The following is a 26,385-nucleotide window of genomic DNA, read 5'->3' on the forward strand; positions in this document are numbered from 1 at the left end:
GCCAACTTTGCTTATTATTAATTTAAAAATGAAATAATGGCAAAGACAGTTTTAGTAACAGGTGCTTCGGCAGGAATTGGAAAAGCAACAGCAATTTATTTGGCACAAAACGGTTACAATGTTTACGGTGCAGCACGCAGAACAGAGAAGATGCAAGATTTAAAAATACACGGTATAAAACCAATTTCTTTAGATATTACCAAAGAAGAAAGCCTTGTTGCTTGTGTTGAACAAATTTTGAAAGAAGCAGGAAGCATTGACATTTTAGTCAACAATGCAGGTTCAGGGTATTACGGTGCGCTGGAAGATATGCCAATGCGTGATGCAAAATATCAGTTGGAAGTAAACGTTTTTGGTTTGGCTCGTTTGATACAGTTAGTATTGCCTGCTATGCGAAAAAGGAGCTATGGCAAAATTGTAAACATTTCATCTATTGGGGGTAAAGTAACTTTGCCAATGGGCGTATAGTATCACGCCAGTAAATTTGCTGTTGAAGGATTGAGTGACGCACTTCGCAAAGAAGTAAAGCCGTTCGGAATTGACGTAATTGTGATTGAGCCGGGCGGAACAAAATCAGAAATGACAGGGTTTGGAACAGAATATATGTCAAAAGTTTCGGGTAATACCGCATACAGCTCTTTGGCAAAAGGTGTAATGAAGATGTATGCAGCAGTAGAGAAAAATGCAGCAGACCCAATTGTTATTGCTAAACTGATCAAGCAAGGCATTGAAGCAAATCATCCAAAAACAAGATATGTTGGTGCTTCAGGAGCAAAAATGATGTTGTTTTTCAGAAAAATTCTGTCTGATAAAATGTTTGACAAAATGATAATGAACCAAATGAAATAAAACTATGGATAAACTTATCAATTATTTATTGCAATTCGGAAATTTGAACAAACAGCAAATAGACTTTATTACAAGTATGTCAACAGAATTAACACTTCGTAAAGAAAACTATTTTTCAGAAGCAGGCAAAATTGCAAAACAGGTTGGATTCATTTTGGAAGGTATTCTCCGGGTTTGCTATTACAACAACAATGGCGAAGAGATTACCACGTATTTTATAGACGAAAATAATTTTGTTGTGGACCTGGACAGTTTTGATAACAAAATTCCATCTTCAGGATATGTGCAAGCCATTACGGACTGCAAACTAATTGTGTTTTCTAAACAAAATTGTCAAAAAATCATTAATACAAAAGATAGAAAGAAGAAGTCCTTTGGTTTCAGAAGATGCCACAACACGCTATCTGGCGTTTATGGAGAAATATCCCCAGCTCGTCAATCGTATTCCGCTTTCTTATTTGGCCTCCTACCTGGGAGTTACACAATCTTCTTTGAGCAGAATCAGGAAAAATATCCGATAATTTACCGTCTCATTTTTTTAGTAGATACATGATTTAGGACTTCAAACGTCTTAAAATAACGGAACGTAAATGCTCTTCATTTTTGTCGCCCCAGTTTCCCAAAACAGAAATTACAGGAATTAGCGTTTTACCAAATTCAGTTAAGCTATATTCTACTTTTGGCGGTACGACAGGATAAATCTTCTTTGCAATCAATTCGTGTTCTTCCAGTTCCTTTAGCTGAATATTAAGGACACGTCTTGTTGCATCAGGAATTTTCCGCTGCAGTTCACTTGGGCGTTTATGTCCTTCATTGATAAACCACAACAAACGAATTTTCCATTTGCCATACAGCACTTCGCCAATCAAATCCAGGCCACAATTTAGGTTTGGTAAAATCTTTCTTTCATACATAAGACAAAATTAAATCAATGTTCCAAATTGTGCAATAGGGGAAAAATTTATCCCTATCTGAATCGTAATTCCGTACTTGTGAGAAGCGTACATAAGTCTCAACTTTGCCTAAAATAATTTAGCAAATGGAGCAACAATTTAATTTCAACAACGAGTTATCAGGTAGGATTGCCTTGGTAACAGGAGGTACAAAAGGAGCAGGAAGAGCAATTGCAGAAAGGCTTTTACAAGCTGGTGCAACAGTTATCATCACCGCACGCAACGCACCCGAAAAAGAAAACACAAACCTGCATTTCATTGCTTCCGATTTAAGCAAGGCAGAAGATGCAAAAAAAGTAGTAAGCAAAGTGCTGTCAACTTATGGAAAGCTGGATATTCTTGTAAACAACCTTGGTTCTTCAGTAACTCCTGCCGGAGGTTTTGCTGCATTAACAGATGATGACTGGGAATCAACGCTACAGGCTAATTTGCTTGCCCCTGTACGAATGGACAGAGGTTTTTTACCACAAATGATTGACCGAAAGTGGCGTTATCATTCACATTGCTTCCATTCAGGGCAAACTGCCACTCTATGATTCTACATTACCTTATGCTGCTTCAAAAGCAGCATTGATTAACTACAGTAAAAGTCTATCCAATGAAGTGGCGTCAAAAGGCGTTCGTGTGCTCACTGTTTCGCCGGGATGGATCAATACAACAGCATCAAAAGCATGGCTGGCGGAAATTGCCAGAAACGCAAATAGTACGGTAGAAGAAGCGCAGCAAGGTGTAATGGATGCATTGGGCGGAATACCTTTTGGAAGACCTGCTGAATCTGAAGAGGTTGCAGAACTCGTAGGTTTTTTGGTTTCACCAAGAGCAAATTATTTAACAGGGACCAATTTTGTAATAGACGGCGGAACAGTGCCAACAATTTAATAATTAAAAAAAATATAAATTATGGACTTACCAAAAGTAGTAGCAGAATTAGTAAAAACACAAAACAGTTTTGACAGCGTTGCTTATGCCAAATGTTTTACAGAGACAGCCGTGGTTTTTGACGAGGGCAAAACGCATAACGGTAGAAAAGAAATAGAAAACTGGATAGAAAAGGCAAATAAAAAATATCACGCAACAATGAAACCCCTTGAATATTCAGAAATTGAGCATACATTGTAAACCGAGGTTTCAGGGAATTTTCCAGGAAGTCCCATTAGAATGACTTATCATTATGAATTCGAAGAAGGATTAATTCAATCATTAAAAATCGTGTAAATTAATATATAAATAATACTTAAAAACTATTAGTAGAAGCAGGGCTGAAGTGTAAACTTCGGCTTTTGCGTTTCTACTAAACTTTTGTACATTTATCGGGCTAAAGCTTTTTTGTTTACTTTCGTCAATAGCCAAGGAAGTTAACCGATACAGTTTTGATAATTCAAAAACGACATAAGACTCCACAATAGTAATAAATAATTTATAATGATTACACAAAATTCACAATTTACAAGAGTTGAAGATAACAAGAATGTTTGGTTATCTAAAAAAAACAATCAGGAGTTTAATTTTACGGACTATGGTATACACCCCACTATTCTTAGTAACGAAGCTGAGGTTGGACAGGCAATGTTAAATGAGCTTTATAGTACAGCTGCCTCAAAGGAAGGTGATATTAATATAGCCCTTTTGGGTGGGAGAGGAGCTCAGGAGTTGCATCGTTTACTTGGAGAGTTGGCCAAAACAACAGAACAGGATCAGCTCCTGGCCAGGCTGAATGTCTTTACACAGGATGCACTTGCGCCTTTGAGTATGAATAATAGTTTTAGTTTTGTGAGGGATTTTGAACGTATTTTAGGTGATGCTTTTTTCAAAAAAATAAAAAGTTTTACACCGATGCAAACAGATACAAAAGATTTAGAGTCCGCTCTTATAAAGTATTTGAATAAACTGGAAGAATTAGGAGGTTTAGATATATTTTTTATTGGTCATGGTCCTGAAGAAAATCAGGCATCACATCTTGCTTATATTAAACCCTTCTCGGGAGCGCAGAATCATCATATTGCCGGGATAATTCCAATATCGAGTAGTATTCTGGAGCATCACATTAGCAAGTTCAAAGCCGGAGGAAGCCTTGTAAATGAAAGTGATGAAAAGGAGTGTCGATCTGCTGAATACATTCTTACTTTAGGGCCGGCTGCGATATTACAAGCGAGGAAAATCATTCAGTCTCTTGTAGATGCCGATTCTGCTCCTGCTAAAGTTCAAACTTATAAAAACGTGCTTACGACATCCCTGAGTTCTGATAAGAATGAAGCGTTGGCGCAACTAAATGCAAATCCGGGGTTATGGATCAGGTTGCATCCCAATACAAAGTCTTTTGTCCTGCCTAATTTAGGGCTGTAATTTAGAAGAAAGCTATTTAATTCATTTTTATTTGGTTCGGAAGTTTTAAGTTATTGAACATTAAAAATGATTTGATATTAAGTTAGTGGAAAGATAGTTTGTATTTATGAGGATTTGTTTTGCGTGTTTGTTATCTGGTGGAGAATCCTAAGAATGAACTTAAGTTGGTTGCAAAACCTTTGTTACAGTAAAAATATTAATATAAAATTAAGGTAATGAAACAAACGAAAAAAAAACCAGCAAAAACGTGCTATAATCATATTGGAGGAAAGCTTGGAACTCTTCTTTTTGACCAATTTATCAGCAAAGGGTGGATTGAAAAGGAAAAGTTTAGTGACAAACATTTTTTTATTACCGAAAAAGGAGAAAAAGAATTTACAAAACTTGGAATAGATCTTTCACAAATACAATCAGAATAAACATGAATATCATTACGGATTACGACAATTTTTTTCTGCCTGCCAATAATCTCGATATGGCGAAAGAGTTTTACATAAACAAACTTGGACTTGAGATTAAGTTTGACTTTGCAAGTAAAGGAATGACAGCTTTTAGAGTTGGCGAAAATGAATCTGCAATTATCGTCAGTAATAGGCAAAATGCAAAACCCGCAATTTGGTTTACAGTCAACAATGTTCGACAAGCATACGAAGAACTAAAACAAAAAGGAATTGATTTTTTAAGTGAGCCTTTTGAGATTATGACTGGACTTTGCGTTGAGTTCATCGATCCCTTCGGAAATAAATTAGGTTTAACAGACTACTCTAAGATGTCTAATATAAACAAATAATGATATTTTTTGGAACTAAACTTTACAATTTTATGACAAAAATTCCAATTGTTTAAAAACCGGAACCAAAGACTTGCCTCTTTCAGTCAGATAGTATTCAATATGCAGGGGTTTTTGTTTTATAACAACTTTTTCCAGTAATCCAATTTCCTCAAGCTCTCTTAATGCTGTCGAGAGAGATTGTTTGTTTGCGCCCTCAATTTCACGCAACAAACTGCTAAAACGTAAAGGCGATTCAACTGCCAGACGAAAAATCTCAGGCTTCCATTTACCCGATAGCAACTTCAAAAGCCCTTGTGCAGGACAAGTTTCGGTATCACTAGTCATTTTTTTAGTAGTCATAAATTTTTGACTTATTGCATTTGAATTTTATATAAAGCAATTTTGAACAAAAATAAGATTATTTAGCGCATTAAAATAAAAATAGTGCTGAATATAGAACGGCTACAGAGGCAAATTCTAATATGAACCCAATTAATAAACTTTTAATAACCCTAATCATGCATGGCGGTCTATACTGCCAGATACAGATGACTAATAACATGGAAGAAAAAAATAATCCGCTTTTATGCGATCCTGTAGAAGGAATATGTGGAATTCCAGATAGCGCAGCGAATTCAAAAGTTATATTGCAAAATACAGAGAAACCTATCAGGGTTATATATTTTACAGATCCGATTTGCTCCTCTTGTTGGGGAATAGAGCCTCAACTGCGCAAACTAAAACTAGAATATGGTAACAGCATAGAATTTGAATATCGAATGGGTGGTCTGCTGCCGGATTGGAGTTACAATAGCGGAGGCATCAGCAAACCATCTGATGTGGCACATCATTGGGACGAAGTAAGTATTTATTATGATATGCCAATTGATGGTGATGTTTGGCTGGAAGATCCTCTACATTCGTCTTACCCGCCATCCATTGCTTTTAAAGCCGCACAAATGCAGGATAATGAAAAATCAATTTTGTTTTTGCGGATTTTAAGAGAAATGATCTTTTTAGACAAAAAGAACATTACAAAAATGGAGTATTTGATAGCAGCTGCGAAAAAAGCAGGACTTGATGCAGAAAAATTAAAAGTTGACTGTGAAACAAAGGCAAAAATAGCCTTTGAAGAAGACTTAAAACTAGCAAAGAAATTAGGAGTAAGAGGTTTTCCAACATTATTCTTTTTTAATAATACAGGAAATAATGAAGCTATTTATGGTGCAAAACCATATGCTGGTTACGAATCAGCCATTTTAAAATTATATTCTGCTGCACCAAAAAATCAATATGGAAAAACTTGGGAATCTCTTTTTGAAAAATATGATTCGCTTACAGCAAAAGAGTTTTCAGAGCTTTCAGGAACACCTCGTAACGAAAGTGAAAATCTTTTAAATGAGCTTTCTGGTAAGGGGATTTTAGTGGAACTTATCACAAAAAATGGTTCTTTGTGGAGGCAAAAGATTTAAAGATATTAATTTTTTTAAAAGAGTTAAAAAAACAGTAGTAATGTAAATCTCTACTGTTTTTTTATTTGTGTAAGTTTTTTTAAACCAGCTCTTTTTTCAAAAACTTAGCTGTATAGCTTTTTTTATTCTGGGCAACTTCTTCCGGAGTTCCTTTTGCAACCAATTGACCGCCACCTTTTCCTCCTTCAGGGCCAATATCAATAATATAATCGGCTAGTTTAATAACGTCCATATTATGTTCAATCACTAATATCGTATTTCCTTTATCAACCAGTTTGTTTATTACTTCCATTAAAACACGGATGTCTTCAAAATGGAGTCCTGTTGTGGGTTCATCCAGAATATAAAATGTATTTCCGGTATCTTTTTTTGATAATTCCCCTGCTAATTTAATACGCTGTGCTTCACCACCTGATAGTGTGGTGCTTTGCTGGCCAAGTGTAATGTATCCTAAACCAACATCCTGAATTGTTTTTACTTTTCTATAGATTTTCGGAATATTTTCAAAAAACGGAACGGCTTCATCAACTGTCATATCCAGAACATCCGAAATTGATTTTCCTTTATATCGAATTTCTAAGGTTTCTCTGTTAAAACGTTTTCCCTGACAGGTTTCACATTCTACATAAACATCCGGAAGAAAATTCATTTCGATTGTTCTCACACCTGAGCCTTCACAGGTTTCACAACGACCTCCCTTTACGTTAAAACTAAAGCGTCCTGCTTTATATCCGCGTATCATGCTTTCAGAAGTCATAGTAAATAAGTTTCGGATTTCTGTAAAAACTTCTGTGTAAGTTGCCGGATTCGAACGGGGTGTACGCCCAATCGGACTTTGGTCAATATCAATTACTTTGTCTATATGCTCTAAACCTTCAATCTTTTTATAAGGCTGAGGTTTTTTTACACCATTAAAATAATAAGCATTCAGAATCGGATAAAGTGTTTCATTAATCAAAGTCGATTTACCGCTTCCGGAAACCCCTGTAACACAAATTAATTTTCCTAACGGAATTTCAATCGAAACATTTTTTAAATTATTACCTGTTGCTCCGGTCAGTTTAAGAAATTTTCCATTTCCTTTTCTTCGTTCTTTAGGAATCTCCAGTTTCATTTTACCGTTTAGGTATTGAGCAGTAATTGTATTTGATTTCAAAGTCTCAGCAGGTGTACCAATACTGATAATTTCTCCTCCGTATTTTCCTGCTTTAGGACCAATATCAATAACATAATCAGCAGTTTCAATCATGTCTTTGTCATGTTCCACCACAATAACCGAATTTCCAATATCCCGCAATTGTTCAAGGGATTGAATCAGTTTTTCGTTGTCTCTTTGGTGTAAACCAATACTTGGTTCATCCAAAATATATAAAACACCAACCAATTGCGAACCAATTTGTGTTGCCAAACGGATACGCTGCGCTTCACCACCGGAAAGTGATTTTGAACTTCGGCTTAAAGCCAGATAATTCAAACCTACATTCATCAAAAAGTTCAATCGGTCTTTAATTTCTTTTACAACTTCAGAAGCAATTAAAAGCTGTTTGTCCGTTAAATGACTATTCAGGTCATGAAACCATGCTGTCAAGTCTGAAATATCCATTTCGCACAACTCGGTAATGTTTTTTCCATTTACCCTAAAAAACTGTGCTTCCTTTTTTAAACGCGAACCATCGCAAACCGGACAATTTATTTCGTCCATGAAATCTTTTGCCCAGCGTTTTATGCTTGTTGTGGCGCTTTCATCATATTGATTTTTAATGAAATTAGAAATTCCTTCAAAATCAATTTTATACTCTCTCGTAACGCCAAGATCTTTTGAGTTGATAGTAAATTTGTCTTTTCCACCATAAAGAATCATATTTAAAGCTTCTTCAGGAATTTTTTCAATTGGATCCGTGATTTTGAATCCGAATTTTTCTCCAATAGTTTCTAATTGTTTGAAAATCCAGGACGATTTATATTCGCCAAGCGGAGCAAATCCACCAGCTTTTATTGATAATTTCGGATTCGGAATGATTTTTTTAACATTGATTTCGTGTACCGTTCCCAACCCGTTACAATGTGGGCAGGCGCCTTTTGGAGAGTTGAATGAAAATAAATTCGGTTCAGGGTTTTGATACGATATTCCGGTTGACGGGCACATCAAATTCCGACTGAAATAGCGTACTTCATCCGAATCCTGATCTAAAATTATCAATACATCTTCACCATGATGCATTGCCGTATTGATACTTTCCGATAACCTTTTTTGTGTATCGGCATTATCTTCAATTACCATTCGGTCAACAACAATTTCAATATCATGAGTTTTGTAACGGTCCAGTTTCATTCCGGCAACCAAATCCTGAACTTCACCATTTACACGCACCTTTAAGAATCCCTGTTTGGTGATTTGCTGAAATAACTCAGCGTAATGTCCTTTTCTGGCTTTAATGACCGGGGCGAGAATGTTAATTCGTTTTCCGGTATAATCCTGAATAATCAAATCTTTAATTTGTTCATCAGAGTAGGAAACCATTTTTTCGCCTGTGTTATAACTGTATGCATCAGCACCTCGGGCATATAAAAGTCTAAGAAAATCGTATATTTCAGTAATGGTTCCAACTGTAGAACGGGGACTTTTACTGGTTGTTTTTTGTTCAATCGCGATTACAGGAGAAAGCCCGTCGATTTTATCAACATCCGGACGTTCTAATCCTCCAAGGAATTGTCTGGCATATGCCGAAAAAGTTTCTACATAACGACGCTGCCCTTCAGCATAAATTGTGTCAAACGCCAAAGAGGATTTTCCAGAGCCTGACAAACCGGTAATTACAACCAGCTTTTCACGTGGAATTGAAATGTCTATATTTTTAAGATTATGAACTCTTGCACCAAGAACTTCAATAGTATTGTCTTTATCTAGCATAAATTTGAGCAAAACGCAAAGTTACCACTTTGATTTGTTCTTTTTAGACTAGGGTGCAGAAGTTTATGTTAAAAATTGTAACAAAAAACACTAGTGTTAACTAAATTTATTCTAAACAATAAAATTATTCAATAGTCATTGAACGCAGTTTCATTCTATAAGCTTCAAGTGCTATAGATTTAGAAATAAAGCCGTAATATTTATCATTTCGAATAACCGGAAGGAATGCTGATTTGGTCTTTTCAAACTTTGTCATTACAATTTCCATGCTATCATAAGAAGAAATCGTTGCAGGAGGCATTTTCATTACATCTTTAATCAAAGTGTATTTTACGCGGTATGTGTTAAAAATAATTTCTCTGATATCGTTAAAATGTACGATACCAACAAGGTCTTTTTCATTAGTAACAACAGCAAAAACAACCTGATTGGAATGCGAAATCAAATCTACTAATTTGTTTAAATTTTCATCTGGATGAACGGTCAGATAATCGGTCTGAATGATAGAATCGATATCAAGGGTAGATAAAATGTTTGAATCCTTATTGCTGGTAAACGCATGTCCTTTTTTAGCAAGATTTTTTACATCAAGGGAATATTTTTCAAAGCGTTTCGAAATGGCAAAGCTTATTGAAGATACAATCATTAACGGAATCATTAAGCCGTAGCCACCGGTTATCTCAGCTATTAAGAATATCGAGGTTAGCGGTGCATGGAACAATCCGCTCAAAATACCTGCCATTCCTACCATCGTAAAATTGGTGATTGGTAATTTTGATAGACCAATCATGGATATAAATTTTGAAAAGAAATAACCCAGATAAGAACCCAGAAATAAAGATGGGGCAAAATTACCTCCATTTCCGCCGCTTCCAATGGTAAGTCCGGAAGCAAAGACTTTGATCATCATCGTAGACCCAACAAATAACAGCAAAATCCATTCATTATTTCTGAAATCTGCAAACAAGGTATTCTCTAACAGTTTTCCAGGATCCGTTTCAGATAAAGTCCTGATACTTTCATAACCCTCTCCAAAAAGGGTGGGAAAAACAAAGATAAGTAGTGCCAGAATTGATGATCCAAACAATGCCTTTTTATAAGCATTCATTTTTAATTTCGAAAAATAATGCTCTACTTTTTGAAAATTTCGGGCATAATAAACAGCCATAAATCCTGTTAATATTCCTAAAAACACATAAAAAGGAATGTTGTGATAATCAAAAGCTTCCTGTTTTTTGAAGGATAAAAGGATGGATTCATCTAATACAATAGCAGATACTAAAGCTCCCGTAGCTGCCGAAATCATAATAGGCGTAAAGGCGGAAATGCTTACATCCACTAATAAAACTTCTATGGCAAAAAGAACTCCTGCAATAGGTGCGTTAAAAGCTGCTGAAATTCCTGCTGCAACTCCACAGCCAATAAGAAGCGTCCTGTCTTTATAGGCTAATTTATAGTTTTGAGCAAAGTTTGATCCGAATGCTGCCCCAGTAATCACAATTGGACTTTCAAGACCTGCTGAACCTCCCAAACCTACAGTTAAGGAGCTGGTTATAATTTGGGCATACATTTGTTTTTTTGGAATTATACCGGCTTTTTTTGCAACTGCATACAAAATTTGGGAAGTTCCTTTTTCAATACTTCCGTTCAATATTCTGTTTACAACAAAAACAGTAAGCAAAATACCAATAATAGGTAAAATCCCCGAGATAAAACTCCATTTTAAAATTCCGCTAATATAGGTTGCAAAAGAAAATACGCTATGGGCAAAAGTTTTTAAAATAATTACGGCTAACGAACATGAGATGCCAATCAATACACTTGATAGGAAAATAAACTGCTTTGGCGTCATTAATGACTGGGCTAAAGCAATAATGCTTTCTAATTTTCTAAAATATTTTTTAAGCATTCTGTTTCGAAAAATTAAGGAGTTTACAAATTTAACTCTTAGAATTCAAATTCGTGTAAATTTTGAGTGTAAATCTTACAGTGAAAGTAACTTTTGTTTTGACTGGTATTGAATATCTTCAAAAAAAATGGTGAATTCCTCTTCGAAATCGGTATAATATTGTTTTAATTCTTCGCTGGCAAACTGCATTTTGGATATATTTTTTGACCTTCTGTCCATCTGTGTCAAAATTTGATGAATTCCTTCAACAGTACGGTAACTCAAAAGCCAGTTTCTTTCAATCATATAGGGCATTAAATCCTGAGTTTTTTCAGTTAATACAGCATAATTGTCATGTAATGAATTGTAAAAGCGATTGATGAAATCTTCTAATTTTTCGTCTGAATATTTTGTCCAGTTTTTAGCTAAAAAATGATCGTAAACGATGTCAACAATTACTCCTGCGTAATGGTGATATTTTTTATGTAGGCGCTTGGTGCTCTGTCTGAAAACATCATGTGAATCGGTATAAGTATCTATAAAACGATGTAAAATAATTCCTTTTTGTATATCATCAGGAAAGTGTTCAAATTGTTTTCCACGGATACCATCAGCCATAAAATTGCCAATTTTAATTAAATCATTTTCACCTGAAAGATATATATGTGCAAGGAAATTCATTGTTTTGCCGTATTATAATTTAGGAGGATTTCATAAACTACGAATCATCAACGTAAATGTATAAAAAACTTTTTAAATCATTTTTGTTAAAAAAAGTTGGTTGTTTATTATAAGCATTAACGATTATTTTGAAATCTTGGTGCCAGAGCATCTAAGTAAACCGACAACTTTTTTATATTTGTAGATAAATAACCTTAACTCACAAAAATGACTTTAATAAAATCGATTTCAGGAATAAGAGGAACAATCGGTGGTAAAGTAGGAGATAACCTGACTCCAGTCGATGCTGTAAAATTTGCATCAGCATACGGAACCTTTCTGAAAAATAACACTTCAAAAGAAAAACTGACTGTTGTAATTGGGCGTGATGCCAGAATTTCAGGTCCAATGATTCATAATCTTGTTGTAAATACACTAATAGGTTTGGGGATTAATGTAATTGACCTTGGACTTTCGACAACACCAACGGTAGAAATCGCTGTACCATTGGAAAAAGCGGATGGAGGAATTATTCTAACAGCTTCACATAATCCTAAACAATGGAACGCACTAAAATTGCTGAATGAAAAAGGCGAATTTTTAAGCGGTGCTGAAGGTGCAAAAATCCTTGAAATTGCTGAAGCTGAAGCTTTCGATTTTTCAGATGTCGATAATTTAGGGGAAATTACAGTAAATGATGCTTATATGGATATTCACATTGATGAAGTTTTAAACTTACCATTAGTGGATATTCAGGCAGTAAAAGAGGCAAGATTTAAAGTTGTTGTTGATGGTGTAAATTCTTCGGGGGGAATTATTATTCCAAAATTACTGGAATTAATGGGCGTTGAAGTTGTAAAATTATATTGCGAGCCAAATGGACATTTTGCTCATAATCCTGAACCTTTGAAAGAGCATTTAACTGATATTTCTGAATTAGTTGTAAAGGAAAATGCTCACCTAGGAATTGTGGTAGACCCGGATGTTGACAGATTAGCTTTTATTAGTGAAGATGGAGAAATGTTCGGAGAAGAATATACTTTAGTAGCCTGTGCAGATTATGTTTTAAGCAAGACTCCTGGAAATACAGTTTCGAATATGTCATCTTCCCGTGCTTTGCGCGATGTAACAAAAGCACATAATGGGAATTATGAAACTAGTGCAGTGGGTGAGGTGAATGTGGTAGAATTAATGAAAAAAAACAATGCCATCATTGGAGGAGAAGGTAATGGTGGGATTATTTATCCTGAATCACATTATGGAAGAGACAGTTTGGTTGGAGTAGCTTTATTTTTAACACATCTGGCAAACAAAAAAATATCAGTTTCTGCCTTACGTGCTTCATATCCGCAATATTATATGAGCAAAAATAAAATAGAACTGACACCTCAAATTGATGTTGATGCAATTTTAGTTGCTATGACTGATAAATATAAAAATGAAGATATTTCAACTATTGACGGTGTAAAAATTGATTTCGCGCAAGAATGGGTTCATTTAAGAAAATCAAATACAGAGCCTATTATTCGTATTTATACAGAAGCGCCTTCTCAGGAAAAAGCCGATGTTTTGGCACTTCGAATAATTGATGAAATAAAAGCAATCGCTGGTATTTAAAAATTAATATATTAAGTATTGGAAATAAAAAAAGTTTGATGATTATTTCATCAAACTTTTTTGTTTTAAAATGGATTTTTTTAATACTTTTTAACTTTGCTTAGAGCTGTTTTATAATTTTCGTTTACCTTTTCCCAATTGATCAATTTGTAAAAAGCGTCTATGTAACTTCCTTTTCTGTTTTGATAATCAAGATAATATGCATGCTCCCATAAGTCAATTCCCATAATAGGTGTGCCGGGAATTAATGCATTTCTCATTAAAGGGTTATCCTGATTCTCAGTAGTTGTAATTTGTAATTTTCCTGCCTTATCTACAACCAGCCAAACCCAACCTGAGCCGAATTGTTTAGTCGCTTCATTTTTAAATTGAGTGGTAAGGTTGTTAAATGATCCAAATTCTTTATTAATTGAGCCAGCCAAAGTATCTTTTGGAGTTTGTTCTTTTGGTGTCAAAATATCAAAATAAAGAGTATGATTGTAATAACCGCCTGCATTTTGACGAAGTTTGGTATTATTCATATCCATTTTTTTAAGGATATCTTCAATAGGCGCATTTTCAAATTCTGTTGAAGCAATTTCTTTATTTAAATTATTAGTATAGGATAAATAATGTTTAGAATAATGGGTTTCTAAAGTCAGAGATCTTATTGCGGGAGCTAAAGCATCATAGCTAAAAGGTAACTTTGTTAAAGCAAAAGAACCTTCATCAGCTTTTACATCTGCAGGAGTTCCAATTATGATTTTTTCTTCTTTTGTGGGTAGAGGCACTTCAACAACCTCAATCAACTTTTTATCATTACAGGAAAATAACATCAGTAATGAAGCTGTGAAAGTAAAACGAATCATGTTTTTTTTCATAATTTAATTATATTGATGTTAGCAAATTGATTATTTCAATGTAATTTTCTTTTGCTTCTTCAATAGATATATGACTAATTTGCATCCATGCATTTGTTTTGAACGCGTCACGCAAACCAAAATTTTCAGATTGATTGTACACGGCAGTTCCAAACGTAGCTTGTTTGTAATATGCATAAAGTCTTAACTGCACATCTTGTGGCAGTGAAGCCTGTGTCATTGTCATAGCTTTTTCTACAGCTTCAGAAAAACGAATATCTAAATCTTTTTTACTCATTAAGCTTTTGTAGCGATGATTGTTTTACCTCCAATTGCTTTTTGGCCCAAAACTACATCAATTGGAGTACCTAAAGGTAAAAATAAATCTACTCTTGAACCAAATTTAATAAAGCCCGCATCAGTACCCTGAATAACATGGGTTCCTTCTTTAGCATAATTTACAATTCTTCGTGCCAATGCACCGGCAATTTGTCTGTAAAGTATTTGTCCAAATGTGTCGTTTTCTATTACAACAGTTGTTCTTTCATTTTCTTCACTTGCTTTTGGATGCCACGCAACTAAAAACTTCCCAGGATGATATTTACTAAATTTTATAATTCCGTCCATTGCATAACGAGTTACGTGCACATTAATAGGAGACATAAAAATAGAAACCTGTAAACGTTTGTCTTTAAAAAATTCACCTTCATAAACTTCTTCAATAACCACAACTTTTCCATCCACGGGAGCAAGGATGTGATTACTGTTTCGAACTGCAATTCTTTTTGGGTTTCTGAAAAATTGCAGAATTATAATTAAAACTGCTAAAGCAAAAATTTGCACTAGTTTTTGTAGCCAGTAAATATCAATAAATTGGTCAGCTAATAAAACCACAATTACAGTAAAAACTACACCTAATAAAATGGACGGTCCTCCTTCTTTATGAAACATAATATAAAATTTGATAAAATAAAAATATAACTGGTGCTACAAATATAACACTATCTAATCGATCTAAAATACCTCCATGTCCGGGCATGATGGTACCACTGTCCTTTACATCTGCTATTCTTTTAAATTTTGATTCGATCAAGTCACCAATTGTTCCAAAAATACTGGCAATTAAAGCAATAATCGTCCAAATCAAAATAGATCTGCTGCTGAATTCAGGATTGGGCTGAATGTAAAATTTTGAAATCAAAAAGCCTGCAAAAGCAGCAAAAACAACCCCGCCAAGAAAACCTTCTATCGTTTTTTTAGGCGAAATACGTTCAAATAATTTATGTTTTCCAATTGATTTTCCAACTAAATAAGCAAATGTATCATTTGTCCAGATCAAAATAAATAATCCAATAATTATTTTTGGATTATAATCATTAGTTCCAAAAGAAATTTTAATGATAAAAACAAATGGCAAGGTAATGTATCCAAGTAAATAAAGGTATTTGGAAGAAGTACTTACTTTCTGTACATTGTCGTAAAATAAGAATAAAATGCATTTTATAGCGATAACAATAGTAACAGCCAGAAGTATTAAATCGAGTTGTTGAGTATTGGTATCTAGATTTAAGTTTAAATGAAACGAATCTTCTAAAAATAAAGCAGTTTGTTTATTGTAGTGACTTAATAGTATAATACTCGAGTATAATAAAATACTGAAAAGAATGGAAAAGACTTTATTGAGGTTAACTAAGTTACTGAATTCATAAACAGTAATGAGTAGAAAAATGCCAAACAGGATAATAAAGCTTTCTGTAGAAAACAAAATAGAAGTTAGTAGTAAAGCAATATAAACAGCACCAGAAATGGTCCTCTTGAGTGTTTCATTCATCTTAAAGGTCCTCTAAGAGCAACAAGTATAAATTTTTTGCAACACTTCCGTATTGAGTAAAATCTTCTTCTTTTGCTTTTTCGAAATATTTTATTGTAGTAATATTTGTAGGGTAATCTCGTTCGTATTTTCTTTTTATAGCGCTCAGGCCATCACTTTTCATAGGTAGTATTTGGCTTGTTGTTGCTATTATGACAATATTAGCAGGTAATTCGTTTGGTTTGTCTTGCCTAATTTGTTTTGATGAAAATAAAATTGAACCTTCATCAGCAATAAGATTTTCACAGGACGCTAATAAGAATTTTGGATTTTTAGGGGAAATATAGAGCAATTTATTTTCTTCTAATAAATGAAAAAGAGCAGGTTCGTAACATAAAACCTCATTTTCAAACCAGTCATTTTCTTCTAAAATATTTTCAAATTGTTCTTCTACTTCCTGTTTGTTTTCGCAATATAAAAATTTACCTCCATTTTTTTTAAAATTAAAAATGAATTGTTCATCTATTGACAAATGACTGTTTGGAGTAGGATTATTTCCATATTCACTTTCATTTTCTTCATCAGATGAAGTATTGGCAGAACCAAATATTTTTTTGAAAAAACTCATTTTATGTGAAATACTTTACATGTTAATTGAAAACGTTCAAAGATAAAAAAATCTTAATTCAAAAGGGTATTTTGAATTAAGATTTTAAAAAATATTACTTAATGTATCGAATAATTTATGAAACGACCTCTTCTAAATTTTTATCCCAAGTACGTTTTCCGAAAATTGTCTCAAGATCATCTTTAAAGATGACTTCTTTTTCGATTAAGATATCAGCAAGCTGATTTAATTTATCTTTATTTTCTTCGAGTATTTGAATAGCTCTTTGGTATTGCCCTTCAATTAATTCTGAAATTTCAGCATCAATAATTTTTGCAGTTTCATCAGAATATGGTTTAGAAAAGTTATACTCACTTTGTCCTGTTGAATCGTAATATGTAACGTTTCCAATTTTGTCATTCAAGCCGTAAATGGTTACCATAGCACGAGCCTGGCGCGTTACTTTCTCTAAATCGCTTAATGCTCCGGTAGAAATTCTGTCAAAAGTTACTTTTTCGGCAGCTCTTCCTCCCATAGTTGCACACATTTCGTCTAACATTTGATCTGTTCTCACGATTTGTCTTTCTTCTGGAAGATACCAGGCAGCACCTAAACTTTGTCCTCGAGGAACAATAGTTACTTTGATAAGTGGTGCAGCATGCTCTAACATCCAGCTCACAGTTGCATGACCAGCTTCGTGAATTGCAATTGCTCTTTTTTCTTCTGGAGTAATGATTTTGTTTTTCTTTTCAAGACCTCCAATGATTCTGTCAACCGCATCAAGAAAATCTTGTCTGTCGACTGCTGCTTTGTTGTTACGGGCAGCAATTAAAGCAGCTTCATTACAAACATTTGCAATATCAGCACCGGAGAATCCTGGTGTTTGTTTTGCAAGAAAATCCAAATCAAGACCCTCAACTTTTTTAATAGGTTTTAAGTGTACCTGGAAAATTTCAGCTCTTTCGCGAATGTCTGGTAAGTCAACAAAAATCTGTCTGTCAAAACGTCCCGCACGCATTAAAGCTTTGTCAAGAACGTCAGCTCTATTTGTTGCAGCTAAAACAATTACGTTAGAGTTAGTACCAAAACCATCCATTTCTGTTAGTAATTGGTTTAAGGTGTTTTCTCTTTCATCATTTCCTCCAGACATATTGCTTTTTCCTCTGGCTCTACCTACAGCATCGATTTCATCAATGAAAATGATTGCTGGAGATTTTTCTTTTGCCTGCTTGAATAAATCACGAACACGTGATGCACCAACTCCTACGAACATTTCTACGAAATCAGAACCTGATAAAGAGAAAAATGGTACTTGAGCTTCACCGGCAACAGCTTTTGCTAATAATGTTTTACCAGTTCCCGGAGGTCCTACCAATAAAGCTCCTTTAGGAATTTTACCTCCAAGGTTGGTGTATTTTTCTGGGTTTTTAAGGAATTCAACAATTTCCTGAATTTCTTCTTTAGCCCCTTCTAGACCAGCGACATCTTTAAAAGTAGTTTTAATATCTGTTTTTTCGTCAAAAAGTTTAGCCTTAGATTTTCCGATATTGAAAATTTGTCCGCCTCCGCCAGCACCTCCGCCAGACATTTTGCGCATTATGAAAATCCATACACCAATGATGATGATGATAGGTAATAAGCTAACTAAAATATCACTCCAGTTGCTTGCTTCTTTAAAGTCATAATCAACTAGCTTTTTTTCTGCTTTAGCTTTGTCTAGTTTTTCCTGAAAAGATTTTAAATCACCAAATTTAGTAGTGTAATGAGGACCTTTGTTAGGCCTGTCAAACATATCTTTGGCTACTTTTTTATTCGCAGGATCTTTTAATGCTGCATCAGAAAGATAGATTTCAGCATCTTTATTGTTGAATATAATAACGTTTTTAATTTGCCCTTTAGCCAGCATATTATCAATGTCAGACGATTTTAATTGGGCTGGTTCGCTCAGATTAGAACCTCCTGTTGCAAAACTTATAAATAAAAATACCAAAAGTATTGCGGCGTATATTAGCCAGGGGCTTATTTTGAATTTACTCGGATTTGGATTATTATCTTTAGCCATTATTAGAGAAAGTTTCTTTTAGTATTTGTTTTCGATTGTAGTTATTTTGGCGTCACCCCAAAGGCTTTCGATATTATAGTATTCACGAATATGCTTTTGAAAAACATGTACCACGATGTGCACATAATCCATAAGAACCCATTCTGCATTATCGGTTCCTTCTACATGCCATGGTTTATCTTTTAAGTCTTTCGACACTGTTTTCTGAATGGAGTTTACTATAGCGTTAACCTGTGTGTTTGAACTTCCGTTACAAATTACGAAATAGTCACAAACTGCCGTTTCTATTTCTCTTAAGTCCAGAATATCGATATCATTTCCTTTTACTTCTTCAATCCCTTTGATTATGTTCGCCAACAGAACATCATTATTAATAGTCTTTTTCGCCATGAATTATATTTATGAATTTGTAAAGTTACCAAAATTTGTCATTATTTTTGAACCTTAACAAAATATTAAATTAAGTTATTAAAATTATTTTAATGAAACTAATCAAACTCGATGCCATAGATTCAACAAATGACTTTCTTAAGGCATTATCCAGTCAGGATGAAATAGATAATTTCACAGTGGTAACAGCTGAAAATCAGACAAAAGGCAAAGGGCAAATGGGTGCCAAATGGGTTTCTGCGGCCGGTAAAAACTTAATTATGAGTGTTTTGGTTAAAGATTTTTTATTTGATACGGAAAAGGTTTTTGATCTGAGTTTAATAGTTTCATTGAGTGTAATCGAAACATTAAAAGAATTAGATATTCCTCATTTAAGTATTAAATGGTCTAACGACATTATGTCATATAACAAGAAAATAGGTGGCATACTTATTGAAAACACTCTAAAAAGTGATGGCAGAATCGTGTCAGTAGTTGGGTTAGGATTGAATGTTAATCAGACGAATTTTGAACATTTGCCACATGCATCATCATTAAAAGTAATTTGTAATAAGGAATTTGATAAAGAATCCCTTCCTTTTTTAATCATTGAGAAAATAAAACAAAAAATAGGATTATGGGAAAATAATTCTGCTTTGTATCAGCAAGAATATTTCAATTTCTTATTCAGAAAAGGAGTGCCAATGCCATTTAAGAATCTTCACAATAAAAATTTCATGGGAATTATTCAGGGTGTTTCTCCAATCGGAAAGCTTCAGGTTTTACTTGAAGATGATTCTATTGCTGAATTTGAAATAAAGGAGATTCAAATGCTTTATTAGTCCGATTTGGTTACTTACTTAAAGTATATATTACAAAATTATTGCATAAATGAAAAAAAGTCCAATCGTTAGACTGGACTTTCATTTATAATTCACAACTAATAATTCGATTATTAAAGTTTATTCATATTATTGGCTAAAGTTTCAATAAACTTACTGATTGGACCTTTAACCATCATGGCCATCATGGCGTTAAATTCACCTTCAAAAAATAACTGAACAGCACTTTCTGAATCCGAAATACTATCAATATTTGAAATTAAAGTAAAAGGAAGCTTATCACTTGCAGCACCCAAAACGATTTTATTAGGAGCTATTTTGTCTTTCATTTTAAGTTTTATTTCCGGCATCCCTTTTAGTCCAAAAATAAAAGCATCTTCCCCGGTTACTTCAAATTTAGCTATATTATCCGGCATTAATTTTTCAAAACTCTTTACATCAGACAGTAAACCAAATAATTCCTGGGCTGATTTCTGAACGGTAACTTTTGGACTTTCTAAGTTCATTTTGTTTTATCGTTTTTTATTATTTTTCTGGTAAAGTTCCTAAAAGGCAGATTAGACCTTATATTATTCCTGTCTCCACGTTGAAGGACTAACACTCCAGTCTTGTAAAGTTGTTTGCTGATCTTCACTAATATATTGTTTCTGAACAGCTAAACTTAATAAGTTTTCATAATTACTCAATGTAAATAAATCAATATTTGCATTTTTGAAATTTTCTTCAGCAACACTAAAACCATAAGTAAAAATGGCTGCCATCCCTTTAATATTTGCACCTTCATTACGTAAAGCTTCTACAGCCATAAGACTGCTGTTACCAGTGCTGATTAAATCTTCGACAACAATAACATTCTGACCTTTTTGCAAAAAGCCTTCAACCTGATTTTGTCTTCCGTGTTTTTTCGGTTCAGGGCGTACATATACAAATGGTAATCCAAGGCTTTCCGCAACAAGAATCCCAATTCCAATAGCTCCTGTAGCAACTCCTGCAATAACATCTGGCTTGCCAAATTGTTTTTCTATGTTTTTCGCAAATTCATCACGAATGTAATTTCGGATAATTGGAAATGAAAGAATTAATCTGTTGTCACAATAAATAGGTGATTTCCATCCGGAAGCCCATGTAAAAGGATTTTCTGGATTCAATTTAATTGCATTTATTTGCAAAAGCAATTCTGCTGTTTTTTCGGCGGTATCTTTATTAAAAATCATAGTACAAATGTATAAAGTTTTTGTGAACGACAAACCACTTTTTTTGACAAATGAAATCTCAAAAGAGACTAATTTTCAATTGTTCCTGTTGGAGAGTATTGATATAGAGCAGCTTATTGTGAAAATATTTCAAAATAAAATTCAAAAGGCCTATTTATACCATCCCGACGAGAAGGAAATAATGAAGACGCTAAAAGCCAAAATACCTGTAAATAAAGCCGGAGGAGGTTTTGTTTATAATAAAAAAGGTGAAGTTTTGTTTATTTTTAGAAACGGAAAATGGGACTTGCCAAAGGGTGGGACCGAAAAAGGAGAGGAGATTGAACAAACTGCTATGCGCGAAGTTGAGGAAGAAACAGGAGTTAATCAACTCCGAATTACAAATAAACTCCAAAAAACCTATCATGTTTTTAAACGCAACGGAAAATATAAATTAAAAATCACACATTGGTTTGAGATGTACTCTGATTTTGAAGGAACACCTCAAGGGCAACTAGAAGAGGGTATCGAAAAAGTAGCGTGGCTAAATCCGGAACAAATCAAAGAAGCGCTTAAAAATTCTTATGAAAACATTAAATTATTGTTTGAAGAGGAAGGAAAACCAATTTTTAAAATTCCAGACTCTAATTAATTATCATGACGTGCCACCATTTATCAAAAGCCCCAATCAACTTTGCGTTCATTGGGGCTTTTGATAAATGCTGTCGGGCTATCCGCGCTACTTAGGTAGCTTGCTTCTATCCCTCACGCGAAGTTTTAGAATTTGTTTTGAGTTTTTTGCTGTCAGATTATTGGAAGTATGTGAAAAACTCTCTGATATTTCTTTGTATTTAAAACCGTAAAATAATTTCTTGGTTATGTAATTGATTTTTTTGTCCTTTAAAGTATATATAATATGATATTTACATGGGTTTTTCATAAATATACAAAATGTTTGTAATTGTAATCTAATTGTGCTTTCGATTAGAAAATAGCGTGTTCAAAAATACAAACGTAATAATATGCATTAATTTAAATCATCAGTATTTCAGCCTGAAACCTGAAACGAGAAAACCTGAAACAAATTTACCTACTTTTGCAAAATGAATAAAAAACAACATCCAGTCAATATACTTTCGAATTTAGGAATTGAGAACCTGAATGAAATGCAGGAAATGGCACAAGATGCTATTTTAAATGAAAACAATGTTTTATTGCTTTCCCCAACAGGTTCGGGAAAAACATTAGCCTTTCTGCTTCCGGTTTTGGAATTATTACAGCACGAAATTTTATCAGTTCAATGTTTAATTTTGGTTCCGTCCCGTGAACTTGGATTACAAATTGAGCAAGTCTGGAAAAAAATGGGTACCAGTTATAAAGTAAATATTTGCTATGGCGGACATTCGATTGATACAGAAATTAAAAACTTAAGCAATCCGCCTGCTGTTTTAATTGGAACTCCTGGGAGAATAGCAGATCATATTGACAGAGAAACTTTTCGCACAGATAAAATTCAGACTCTAATTCTGGATGAATTCGATAAGTCACTGCAATTGGGTTTTCATGAGCAAATGTCTTTTATTATTGGAAGATTACCAAAAGTGAATAAAAGAGTTTTAGTTTCTGCAACTTCAGATATTGAAATTCCGAAATACACCAGAGTAGTAAATCCAACCATTTTAGATTTTATTCCGGAAGAAGAGGAAAAAGCAAATCTTTCGTTGAAAATGGTAGTTTCGCCTCTTAAAGATAAATTAGAAAGCTTATTTAATTTGATTTGTTCCTTAAAATCACAGTCGGCTATTATATTTTGTAATCATCGCGATGCTGCCGAACGTATTAGTGATACTTTAAATGAAAAAGGGATTTATTCAGTTTACTATCACGGTGGTATGGATCAGGAGGAACGGGAACGTGCTTTAATTCAGTTTAGAAACGGAAGCATGAGTTATTTAATTACTACCGATTTAGCCGCTCGTGGGCTGGATATTCCGGAGATGAAACACGTCATTCATTATCATTTGCCTTTAAAAGAAGATGAATTTACCCATCGTAATGGTCGTACCGCACGTATGCAGGCTTCAGGAACAGCTTACATTATTATGCACGAAAGTGAGAAAAAAATGGATTATATTGATTATGGAATCGAAATCCTCAATGTAGAAAATGCTGCTGTTCTGCCAAAACCTCCTGAATTTCAAACTGTTTATATCAGTGGAGGAAAAAAAACAAAACTGAATAAGTTTGATATCGTCGGTTTCTTTTTGCAAAAAGGAAAACTGGAAAAAGATGATTTGGGTTTAATTGAAGTGAAAGATTTCGTTTCGTTTGCAGCTGTAAATTATAACAAAGTGAAAGATTTAATTAAAAATGTAAAAGATGAGAAGATGAAAGGAAAGAAATTTAAAATTGAGGTTGCGAGAAAAGTTGTAAAAAAAGAAGAGGGCAGATAAATAAATGTTTTGTTTTTTAACTCAAGTTAAAAAATATATTCTAAATATTGAATTTAATACCTGATGTAATTTATTGATTTTTAAAAAGTTAATTATTTTTTGTTCTTTGTTTGTGAAAAAATATATAAAATTCACAATTTAATGTTAATCAAAGTATAGTTTTAGAAGTAATTTTTCATAATTTCGGCGATTATTAATAGTATAAAAATTAACCCCAAAGTCATTATGAAAAAGATTATTACCCTTGCCGTTTTACTTTTTAGTTTTGTATCATTTGCACAGATTAAAGTACTTGAAACTGTACCTGTTGAAAAATTAGGAAAAGTAAACAACAACTACATTCAAAAAATTGGAGATGAATATACTGTTTATTATACTAGTATTGTGAGTGATGATGACGATTCTTCAAGCTTAAGAAAATTCTCTTTTAAAAACGTAAATAACGACTATGCAAGTCTTTATAGTATCATTATGAATGGTTTTAATGCGACTCCCTTATATGATATTAAATTAGAATTGCCTAACAACTATATTTGGTTGCATTACACAGGAAATACTCTTCCTGAAAAAGCTACAGTTCAGTTTATGGTTTCAAGCAAAGATGCTTCTTCAGGTTCAAGCAATGTTTCTGAGCCTTTCGTAAAAGATCAGATCAATAAATTATTTCAAAAATAATTTGCTTTAAAATAAAATTTTTAAAGAGGCTATTCAGTTTTTTGAATAGCCTTTTTTGATTATAAATATTTCTAAAAAGTATTATTTTCTAAAATTCTTATGATTGTGTTTTCGCTTGTAATGGGTTTGTTTCAAGTGTTTTTTGTCTTCAGAAATCACACTAATTGTACCGTCAATTTCAAGCATGCACAGTTTAACGTCATTAAAGTGTTCTAAGCCATGTTCTCGCATTGCTTCTTTTAATTCATCGTTGGAAATGTCTAATTTACTTAAAGTTGTAAAATCAAGTTTTCCATCATGAATCAATACTTCGGGCTTATCTAGAAGTAAATCGCCAATAAGCTTGTATTTGTGTGTCAATTTTTTAATTATAAAGTTGATTACAAACAAGACCAAAGCAGCTACCAAACCTCCCCAAAGACTGGTGTCTGTGCCTACCATTGCGTTTTGAACGGAATTACTAATTAGTAAAATCAGAATAATGTCAGCAGTGTTTAATTGGGATAGCTCTTTTTTGCCGAATATTCGTATAGCAATTGTCATAAAAAAATAGACGGCAGCACTTCTTAAAATGATGTCTAAATAAGGGAAATGCATATTTTTTATTTTAAAGTTAACAAAAAAGCCTTGTCAAAGTTTAAAACTGACAAAGCTTTTTAAATATCTGTATGTTTTAACTTAACTTAATTTAAAATTCTTTTCTATTGCTTTGATCATTTCCCCGGCAACATCTTTATTTGTAGCGCCTTCAATTCCTTCAAGTCCTGGAGAAGAATTTACTTCAAGCAATAGAGGTCCTTTAGATGAACGAATGATGTCAACACCAGCTACTTTTAAATCCATTGCTTTTGCGGCTTTAATCGCGATCTTTTTTTCTTCAGCAGTTACTTTTATTACTGATGCAGTTCCGCCCAAATGAATATTAGCTCTAAATTCGCCTGGCATAGCCTCGCGCTGAATGGCTGCGACTACTTTGCCATCAATCACAAAACAGCGAATGTCTTTTCCGTTAGCTTCTTTAATGAATTCCTGGACTAAAATATTTGCGTTTAGACTTTTAAAGGCATTTATTACGCTTTCTGCAGCTTTTTTGGTTTCGGCCAAAACAACGCCTTTTCCTTGCGTTCCTTCTAGTAATTTTACAATTAAAGGAGAGCCTCCAACCATTTTAATTAAATTGTCAGTGTCTAAAGGAGAATTTGCAAAACCAGTCGTTGGAATATCAATACCGCTATTTAAAAGCAGTTGCAGCGAGTACAATTTATCTCGTGACTGTGTTATGGCTGTAGCCGAATTTAAAACAAATACTTTCAAAGCTTCGAATTGACGGGTCAGGGCACAGCCATAAAAAGTAATACTTGGACGAATTCTCGGAATAATAGCGTCAAACTGGTTTAGTATTTTTCCACCACGATAATGGATTTCGGGAGTTTTAGCATCCAGTTTCATATAGCATTCTTTGATGTTTAAAAAATGCATTTCATGGCCACGCATTTCGCCGGCTTCCATAATTCTTTTGTTGCTGTATAATTCGGGATTGCTTGCTAAAAGCCCAATTCGTAATCCGGAACTTGCCTTTTCAGAATTTTGATAAAGTTCTTTTAACGTTTCAGTAGAAGGTTGTCCCAGCATGTATTTTTCTTCAGGGTCGACTAATACGCGTCCGCTCATTGCTTCACGTCCCAAAAGCATACGAAATCCCATAGAATCCCGATTGGTCAGTGTCATTTCGATTGGCCATTTTATTTCGCCAAGTTTAATGCTGGTCTGAATTACATAACGATGTTCCCTGAAACCGCTTGAACTTTTTACAATTCTTTTATCAATCAAAGGAGCTTCACAATGGATTACGGTTTTAATGTTATTCTGAATTGGATTAATATCGAATTTTACCCAATTGGCATCATTTTTTATAAATGGAGCTATATTGATGGCATGCATTGCCGAAGTTTTTGCGCCTGAATCCACACGAGCCTTAATTGTAGGGATTCCCAGTTCAGGAAATGCGCACCATTCTTCACTGCCTAAAATGACTTTGTTTTGAAGCATATATTGTTTTTTATTGTAGAG

The 26,385-nt window shown here is 33.8% G+C and carries 26 protein-coding genes and 3 pseudogenes; 13 read left to right on the forward strand and 16 right to left on the reverse strand.

Going from position 1 to position 26,385, the window contains the following annotated elements; all coding sequences use genetic code 11:
• The first annotated feature begins 36 nt into the window (after positions 1–36).
• Together OZP09_RS21600 and OZP09_RS21605 are read left to right on the forward strand one after the other, a co-directional pair.
• Positions 37–849 (forward strand): annotated as a pseudogene (locus OZP09_RS21600) (oxidoreductase).
• Between the two features lie 4 nt (positions 850–853).
• A pseudogene (locus OZP09_RS21605) lies at positions 854–1,370 on the forward strand (Crp/Fnr family transcriptional regulator).
• Between the two features lie 33 nt (positions 1,371–1,403).
• On the opposite strand, the gene OZP09_RS21610 reads toward OZP09_RS21605, so the two are convergent.
• On the reverse strand, positions 1,404–1,763 hold the full coding sequence (locus OZP09_RS21610) for a winged helix-turn-helix transcriptional regulator (RefSeq protein ID WP_269235694.1): 360 nt from the start codon (positions 1,761–1,763) through the stop codon (positions 1,404–1,406).
• 125 nt (positions 1,764–1,888) lie between these two features.
• Between OZP09_RS21610 and OZP09_RS21615 the strand changes: the two are divergent.
• The 5 genes and pseudogenes from OZP09_RS21615 (at position 1,889) to OZP09_RS21635 (ending at position 4,935) form a co-directional block, all read left to right on the forward strand.
• Positions 1,889–2,681: pseudogene (locus tag OZP09_RS21615) on the forward strand (SDR family oxidoreductase).
• 21 nt (positions 2,682–2,702) lie between these two features.
• Complete coding sequence (locus tag OZP09_RS21620) at positions 2,703–2,921, forward strand: hypothetical protein (RefSeq protein ID WP_269235695.1); 219 nt, start codon at positions 2,703–2,705, stop codon at positions 2,919–2,921.
• A gap of 303 nt (positions 2,922–3,224) precedes the next feature.
• Positions 3,225–4,145: a hypothetical protein gene (locus tag OZP09_RS21625; RefSeq protein ID WP_269235696.1), complete on the forward strand. Its 921-nt coding sequence runs from the start codon at positions 3,225–3,227 to the stop codon at positions 4,143–4,145.
• A 215-nt stretch (positions 4,146–4,360) separates the two neighbouring features.
• Positions 4,361–4,564, forward strand: a complete 204-nt coding sequence (locus tag OZP09_RS21630) for an ArsR family transcriptional regulator (protein WP_281309992.1) — start codon at positions 4,361–4,363, stop codon at positions 4,562–4,564.
• Positions 4,565–4,566: 2 nt separating this feature from the next.
• Positions 4,567–4,935, forward strand: a complete 369-nt coding sequence (locus OZP09_RS21635) for a VOC family protein (protein ID WP_269235697.1) — start codon at positions 4,567–4,569, stop codon at positions 4,933–4,935.
• A 30-nt stretch (positions 4,936–4,965) separates the two neighbouring features.
• On the opposite strand, the gene OZP09_RS21640 is transcribed toward OZP09_RS21635, so the two are convergent.
• A complete protein-coding gene (locus OZP09_RS21640; RefSeq protein ID WP_269235698.1) occupies positions 4,966–5,277 on the reverse strand; it encodes a winged helix-turn-helix transcriptional regulator in 312 nt (103 codons plus the stop codon).
• A gap of 200 nt (positions 5,278–5,477) precedes the next feature.
• On the opposite strand from OZP09_RS21640, the gene OZP09_RS21645 reads away from it, so the two are divergent.
• Positions 5,478–6,389 carry a ClpXP adapter SpxH family protein gene (locus tag OZP09_RS21645; protein ID WP_269237938.1) on the forward strand — a complete coding sequence of 304 codons (912 nt, stop codon included), beginning with the start codon at positions 5,478–5,480 and terminating at the stop codon, positions 6,387–6,389.
• Between the two features lie 79 nt (positions 6,390–6,468).
• Here OZP09_RS21645 and uvrA read toward each other — a convergent pair whose 3' ends face one another.
• From uvrA to OZP09_RS21660, 3 genes are all read right to left on the reverse strand, one after another.
• Positions 6,469–9,300, reverse strand: a complete 2,832-nt coding sequence (gene uvrA, locus OZP09_RS21650) for an excinuclease ABC subunit UvrA (RefSeq protein WP_281309994.1) — start codon at positions 9,298–9,300, stop codon at positions 6,469–6,471.
• A 124-nt stretch (positions 9,301–9,424) separates the two neighbouring features.
• A complete protein-coding gene (locus tag OZP09_RS21655; protein ID WP_269235700.1) occupies positions 9,425–11,209 on the reverse strand; it encodes a chloride channel protein in 1,785 nt (594 codons plus the stop codon).
• Positions 11,210–11,284: 75 nt separating this feature from the next.
• Positions 11,285–11,869, reverse strand: a complete 585-nt coding sequence (locus OZP09_RS21660; RefSeq protein WP_269235701.1) for an acyl carrier protein phosphodiesterase — start codon at positions 11,867–11,869, stop codon at positions 11,285–11,287.
• Positions 11,870–12,076: 207 nt separating this feature from the next.
• Here OZP09_RS21660 and glmM point away from each other — a divergent pair, with 207 nt between their 5' ends.
• Positions 12,077–13,465, forward strand: coding sequence for a phosphoglucosamine mutase (gene glmM, locus OZP09_RS21665; protein ID WP_281309995.1), 1,389 nt, complete (start codon positions 12,077–12,079; stop codon positions 13,463–13,465).
• Positions 13,466–13,545: 80 nt separating this feature from the next.
• On the opposite strand, the gene OZP09_RS21670 is transcribed toward glmM, so the two are convergent.
• From OZP09_RS21670 to rsfS, 7 genes are all read right to left on the reverse strand, one after another.
• Complete coding sequence (locus tag OZP09_RS21670; protein ID WP_269235702.1) at positions 13,546–14,325, reverse strand: superoxide dismutase; 780 nt, start codon at positions 14,323–14,325, stop codon at positions 13,546–13,548.
• A 7-nt stretch (positions 14,326–14,332) separates the two neighbouring features.
• Positions 14,333–14,602 carry an acyl-CoA-binding protein gene (locus tag OZP09_RS21675; RefSeq protein WP_269235703.1) on the reverse strand — a complete coding sequence of 90 codons (270 nt, stop codon included), beginning with the start codon at positions 14,600–14,602 and terminating at the stop codon, positions 14,333–14,335.
• Positions 14,602–15,255 carry a phosphatidylserine decarboxylase family protein gene (locus tag OZP09_RS21680; RefSeq protein ID WP_269235704.1) on the reverse strand — a complete coding sequence of 218 codons (654 nt, stop codon included), beginning with the start codon at positions 15,253–15,255 and terminating at the stop codon, positions 14,602–14,604. Before OZP09_RS21680 ends, OZP09_RS21675 begins: the two co-directional genes overlap by 1 nt.
• Complete coding sequence (locus tag OZP09_RS21685) at positions 15,245–16,135, reverse strand: phosphatidate cytidylyltransferase (protein WP_269235705.1); 891 nt, start codon at positions 16,133–16,135, stop codon at positions 15,245–15,247. Before OZP09_RS21685 ends, OZP09_RS21680 begins: the two co-directional genes overlap by 11 nt.
• A gap of 1 nt (position 16,136) precedes the next feature.
• Positions 16,137–16,742: a lactate utilization protein B/C gene (locus OZP09_RS21690; RefSeq protein ID WP_223680923.1), complete on the reverse strand. Its 606-nt coding sequence runs from the start codon at positions 16,740–16,742 to the stop codon at positions 16,137–16,139.
• Positions 16,743–16,857: 115 nt separating this feature from the next.
• Entirely contained in the window at positions 16,858–18,783 is a 1,926-nt protein-coding gene (ftsH, locus tag OZP09_RS21695; protein WP_223680925.1) for an ATP-dependent zinc metalloprotease FtsH, read from the reverse strand.
• An 18-nt stretch (positions 18,784–18,801) separates the two neighbouring features.
• Positions 18,802–19,173, reverse strand: a complete 372-nt coding sequence (rsfS, locus tag OZP09_RS21700) for a ribosome silencing factor (protein WP_110306154.1) — start codon at positions 19,171–19,173, stop codon at positions 18,802–18,804.
• 92 nt (positions 19,174–19,265) lie between these two features.
• Between rsfS and OZP09_RS21705 the strand changes: the two genes are divergently transcribed.
• On the forward strand, positions 19,266–19,994 hold the full coding sequence (locus OZP09_RS21705; protein WP_269235706.1) for a biotin--[acetyl-CoA-carboxylase] ligase: 729 nt from the start codon (positions 19,266–19,268) through the stop codon (positions 19,992–19,994).
• 113 nt (positions 19,995–20,107) lie between these two features.
• On the opposite strand, the gene OZP09_RS21710 is transcribed toward OZP09_RS21705, so the two are convergent.
• Both OZP09_RS21710 and pyrE read right to left on the reverse strand, forming a co-directional pair.
• A complete protein-coding gene (locus tag OZP09_RS21710; protein WP_269235707.1) occupies positions 20,108–20,500 on the reverse strand; it encodes an SRPBCC family protein in 393 nt (130 codons plus the stop codon).
• A gap of 63 nt (positions 20,501–20,563) precedes the next feature.
• Positions 20,564–21,208, reverse strand: coding sequence for an orotate phosphoribosyltransferase (gene pyrE, locus OZP09_RS21715; protein ID WP_269235708.1), 645 nt, complete (start codon positions 21,206–21,208; stop codon positions 20,564–20,566).
• A 7-nt stretch (positions 21,209–21,215) separates the two neighbouring features.
• Between pyrE and OZP09_RS21720 the strand changes: the two genes are divergently transcribed.
• The 3 genes from OZP09_RS21720 (at position 21,216) to OZP09_RS21730 (ending at position 24,315) form a co-directional block, all read left to right on the forward strand.
• A complete protein-coding gene (locus tag OZP09_RS21720; protein ID WP_269235709.1) occupies positions 21,216–21,839 on the forward strand; it encodes an NUDIX hydrolase in 624 nt (207 codons plus the stop codon).
• A gap of 451 nt (positions 21,840–22,290) precedes the next feature.
• Positions 22,291–23,640, forward strand: a complete 1,350-nt coding sequence (locus OZP09_RS21725) for a DEAD/DEAH box helicase (protein ID WP_281309996.1) — start codon at positions 22,291–22,293, stop codon at positions 23,638–23,640.
• Between the two features lie 225 nt (positions 23,641–23,865).
• Positions 23,866–24,315: a hypothetical protein gene (locus OZP09_RS21730; protein WP_269235710.1), complete on the forward strand. Its 450-nt coding sequence runs from the start codon at positions 23,866–23,868 to the stop codon at positions 24,313–24,315.
• An 81-nt stretch (positions 24,316–24,396) separates the two neighbouring features.
• Here the strand turns inward: OZP09_RS21730 and OZP09_RS21735 are convergent, their stop codons facing one another.
• Together OZP09_RS21735 and rimK are read right to left on the reverse strand one after the other, a co-directional pair.
• Positions 24,397–24,912, reverse strand: a complete 516-nt coding sequence (locus tag OZP09_RS21735; protein WP_269235711.1) for a DUF421 domain-containing protein — start codon at positions 24,910–24,912, stop codon at positions 24,397–24,399.
• Between the two features lie 81 nt (positions 24,913–24,993).
• Entirely contained in the window at positions 24,994–26,364 is a 1,371-nt protein-coding gene (rimK, locus tag OZP09_RS21740; protein WP_281309997.1) for a 30S ribosomal protein S6--L-glutamate ligase, read from the reverse strand.
• Between the last annotated feature and the right edge of the window lie 21 nt (positions 26,365–26,385).

This window comes from Flavobacterium flavigenum, from assembly GCF_027111255.2.
In the GTDB taxonomy this organism is placed as follows: Bacteria; Bacteroidota; Bacteroidia; order Flavobacteriales; family Flavobacteriaceae; genus Flavobacterium; species Flavobacterium flavigenum.

What these genes read in the sequence shown, in the direction of transcription:
- OZP09_RS21610 (WP_269235694.1), bottom strand. Translation starts at nt 1,763, where the DNA reads ATGTATGAAAGAAAGATTTTACCAAACCTAAATTGTGGCCTGGATTTG.
- OZP09_RS21620 (WP_269235695.1), top strand. Translation starts at nt 2,703, where the DNA reads ATGGACTTACCAAAAGTAGTAGCAGAATTAGTAAAAACACAAAACAGT.
- OZP09_RS21625 (WP_269235696.1), top strand. Translation starts at nt 3,225, where the DNA reads ATGATTACACAAAATTCACAATTTACAAGAGTTGAAGATAACAAGAAT.
- OZP09_RS21630 (WP_281309992.1), top strand. Translation starts at nt 4,361, where the DNA reads ATGAAACAAACGAAAAAAAAACCAGCAAAAACGTGCTATAATCATATT.
- OZP09_RS21635 (WP_269235697.1), top strand. Translation starts at nt 4,567, where the DNA reads ATGAATATCATTACGGATTACGACAATTTTTTTCTGCCTGCCAATAAT.
- OZP09_RS21640 (WP_269235698.1), bottom strand. Translation starts at nt 5,277, where the DNA reads ATGACTACTAAAAAAATGACTAGTGATACCGAAACTTGTCCTGCACAA.
- OZP09_RS21645 (WP_269237938.1), top strand. Translation starts at nt 5,478, where the DNA reads ATGGAAGAAAAAAATAATCCGCTTTTATGCGATCCTGTAGAAGGAATA.
- uvrA (WP_281309994.1), bottom strand. Translation starts at nt 9,300, where the DNA reads ATGCTAGATAAAGACAATACTATTGAAGTTCTTGGTGCAAGAGTTCAT.
- OZP09_RS21655 (WP_269235700.1), bottom strand. Translation starts at nt 11,209, where the DNA reads ATGCTTAAAAAATATTTTAGAAAATTAGAAAGCATTATTGCTTTAGCC.
- OZP09_RS21660 (WP_269235701.1), bottom strand. Translation starts at nt 11,869, where the DNA reads ATGAATTTCCTTGCACATATATATCTTTCAGGTGAAAATGATTTAATT.
- glmM (WP_281309995.1), top strand. Translation starts at nt 12,077, where the DNA reads ATGACTTTAATAAAATCGATTTCAGGAATAAGAGGAACAATCGGTGGT.
- OZP09_RS21670 (WP_269235702.1), bottom strand. Translation starts at nt 14,325, where the DNA reads ATGAAAAAAAACATGATTCGTTTTACTTTCACAGCTTCATTACTGATG.
- OZP09_RS21675 (WP_269235703.1), bottom strand. Translation starts at nt 14,602, where the DNA reads ATGAGTAAAAAAGATTTAGATATTCGTTTTTCTGAAGCTGTAGAAAAA.
- OZP09_RS21680 (WP_269235704.1), bottom strand. Translation starts at nt 15,255, where the DNA reads ATGTTTCATAAAGAAGGAGGACCGTCCATTTTATTAGGTGTAGTTTTT.
- OZP09_RS21685 (WP_269235705.1), bottom strand. Translation starts at nt 16,135, where the DNA reads ATGAATGAAACACTCAAGAGGACCATTTCTGGTGCTGTTTATATTGCT.
- OZP09_RS21690 (WP_223680923.1), bottom strand. Translation starts at nt 16,742, where the DNA reads ATGAGTTTTTTCAAAAAAATATTTGGTTCTGCCAATACTTCATCTGAT.
- ftsH (WP_223680925.1), bottom strand. Translation starts at nt 18,783, where the DNA reads ATGGCTAAAGATAATAATCCAAATCCGAGTAAATTCAAAATAAGCCCC.
- rsfS (WP_110306154.1), bottom strand. Translation starts at nt 19,173, where the DNA reads ATGGCGAAAAAGACTATTAATAATGATGTTCTGTTGGCGAACATAATC.
- OZP09_RS21705 (WP_269235706.1), top strand. Translation starts at nt 19,266, where the DNA reads ATGAAACTAATCAAACTCGATGCCATAGATTCAACAAATGACTTTCTT.
- OZP09_RS21710 (WP_269235707.1), bottom strand. Translation starts at nt 20,500, where the DNA reads ATGAACTTAGAAAGTCCAAAAGTTACCGTTCAGAAATCAGCCCAGGAA.
- pyrE (WP_269235708.1), bottom strand. Translation starts at nt 21,208, where the DNA reads ATGATTTTTAATAAAGATACCGCCGAAAAAACAGCAGAATTGCTTTTG.
- OZP09_RS21720 (WP_269235709.1), top strand. Translation starts at nt 21,216, where the DNA reads ATGTATAAAGTTTTTGTGAACGACAAACCACTTTTTTTGACAAATGAA.
- OZP09_RS21725 (WP_281309996.1), top strand. Translation starts at nt 22,291, where the DNA reads ATGAATAAAAAACAACATCCAGTCAATATACTTTCGAATTTAGGAATT.
- OZP09_RS21730 (WP_269235710.1), top strand. Translation starts at nt 23,866, where the DNA reads ATGAAAAAGATTATTACCCTTGCCGTTTTACTTTTTAGTTTTGTATCA.
- OZP09_RS21735 (WP_269235711.1), bottom strand. Translation starts at nt 24,912, where the DNA reads ATGCATTTCCCTTATTTAGACATCATTTTAAGAAGTGCTGCCGTCTAT.
- rimK (WP_281309997.1), bottom strand. Translation starts at nt 26,364, where the DNA reads ATGCTTCAAAACAAAGTCATTTTAGGCAGTGAAGAATGGTGCGCATTT.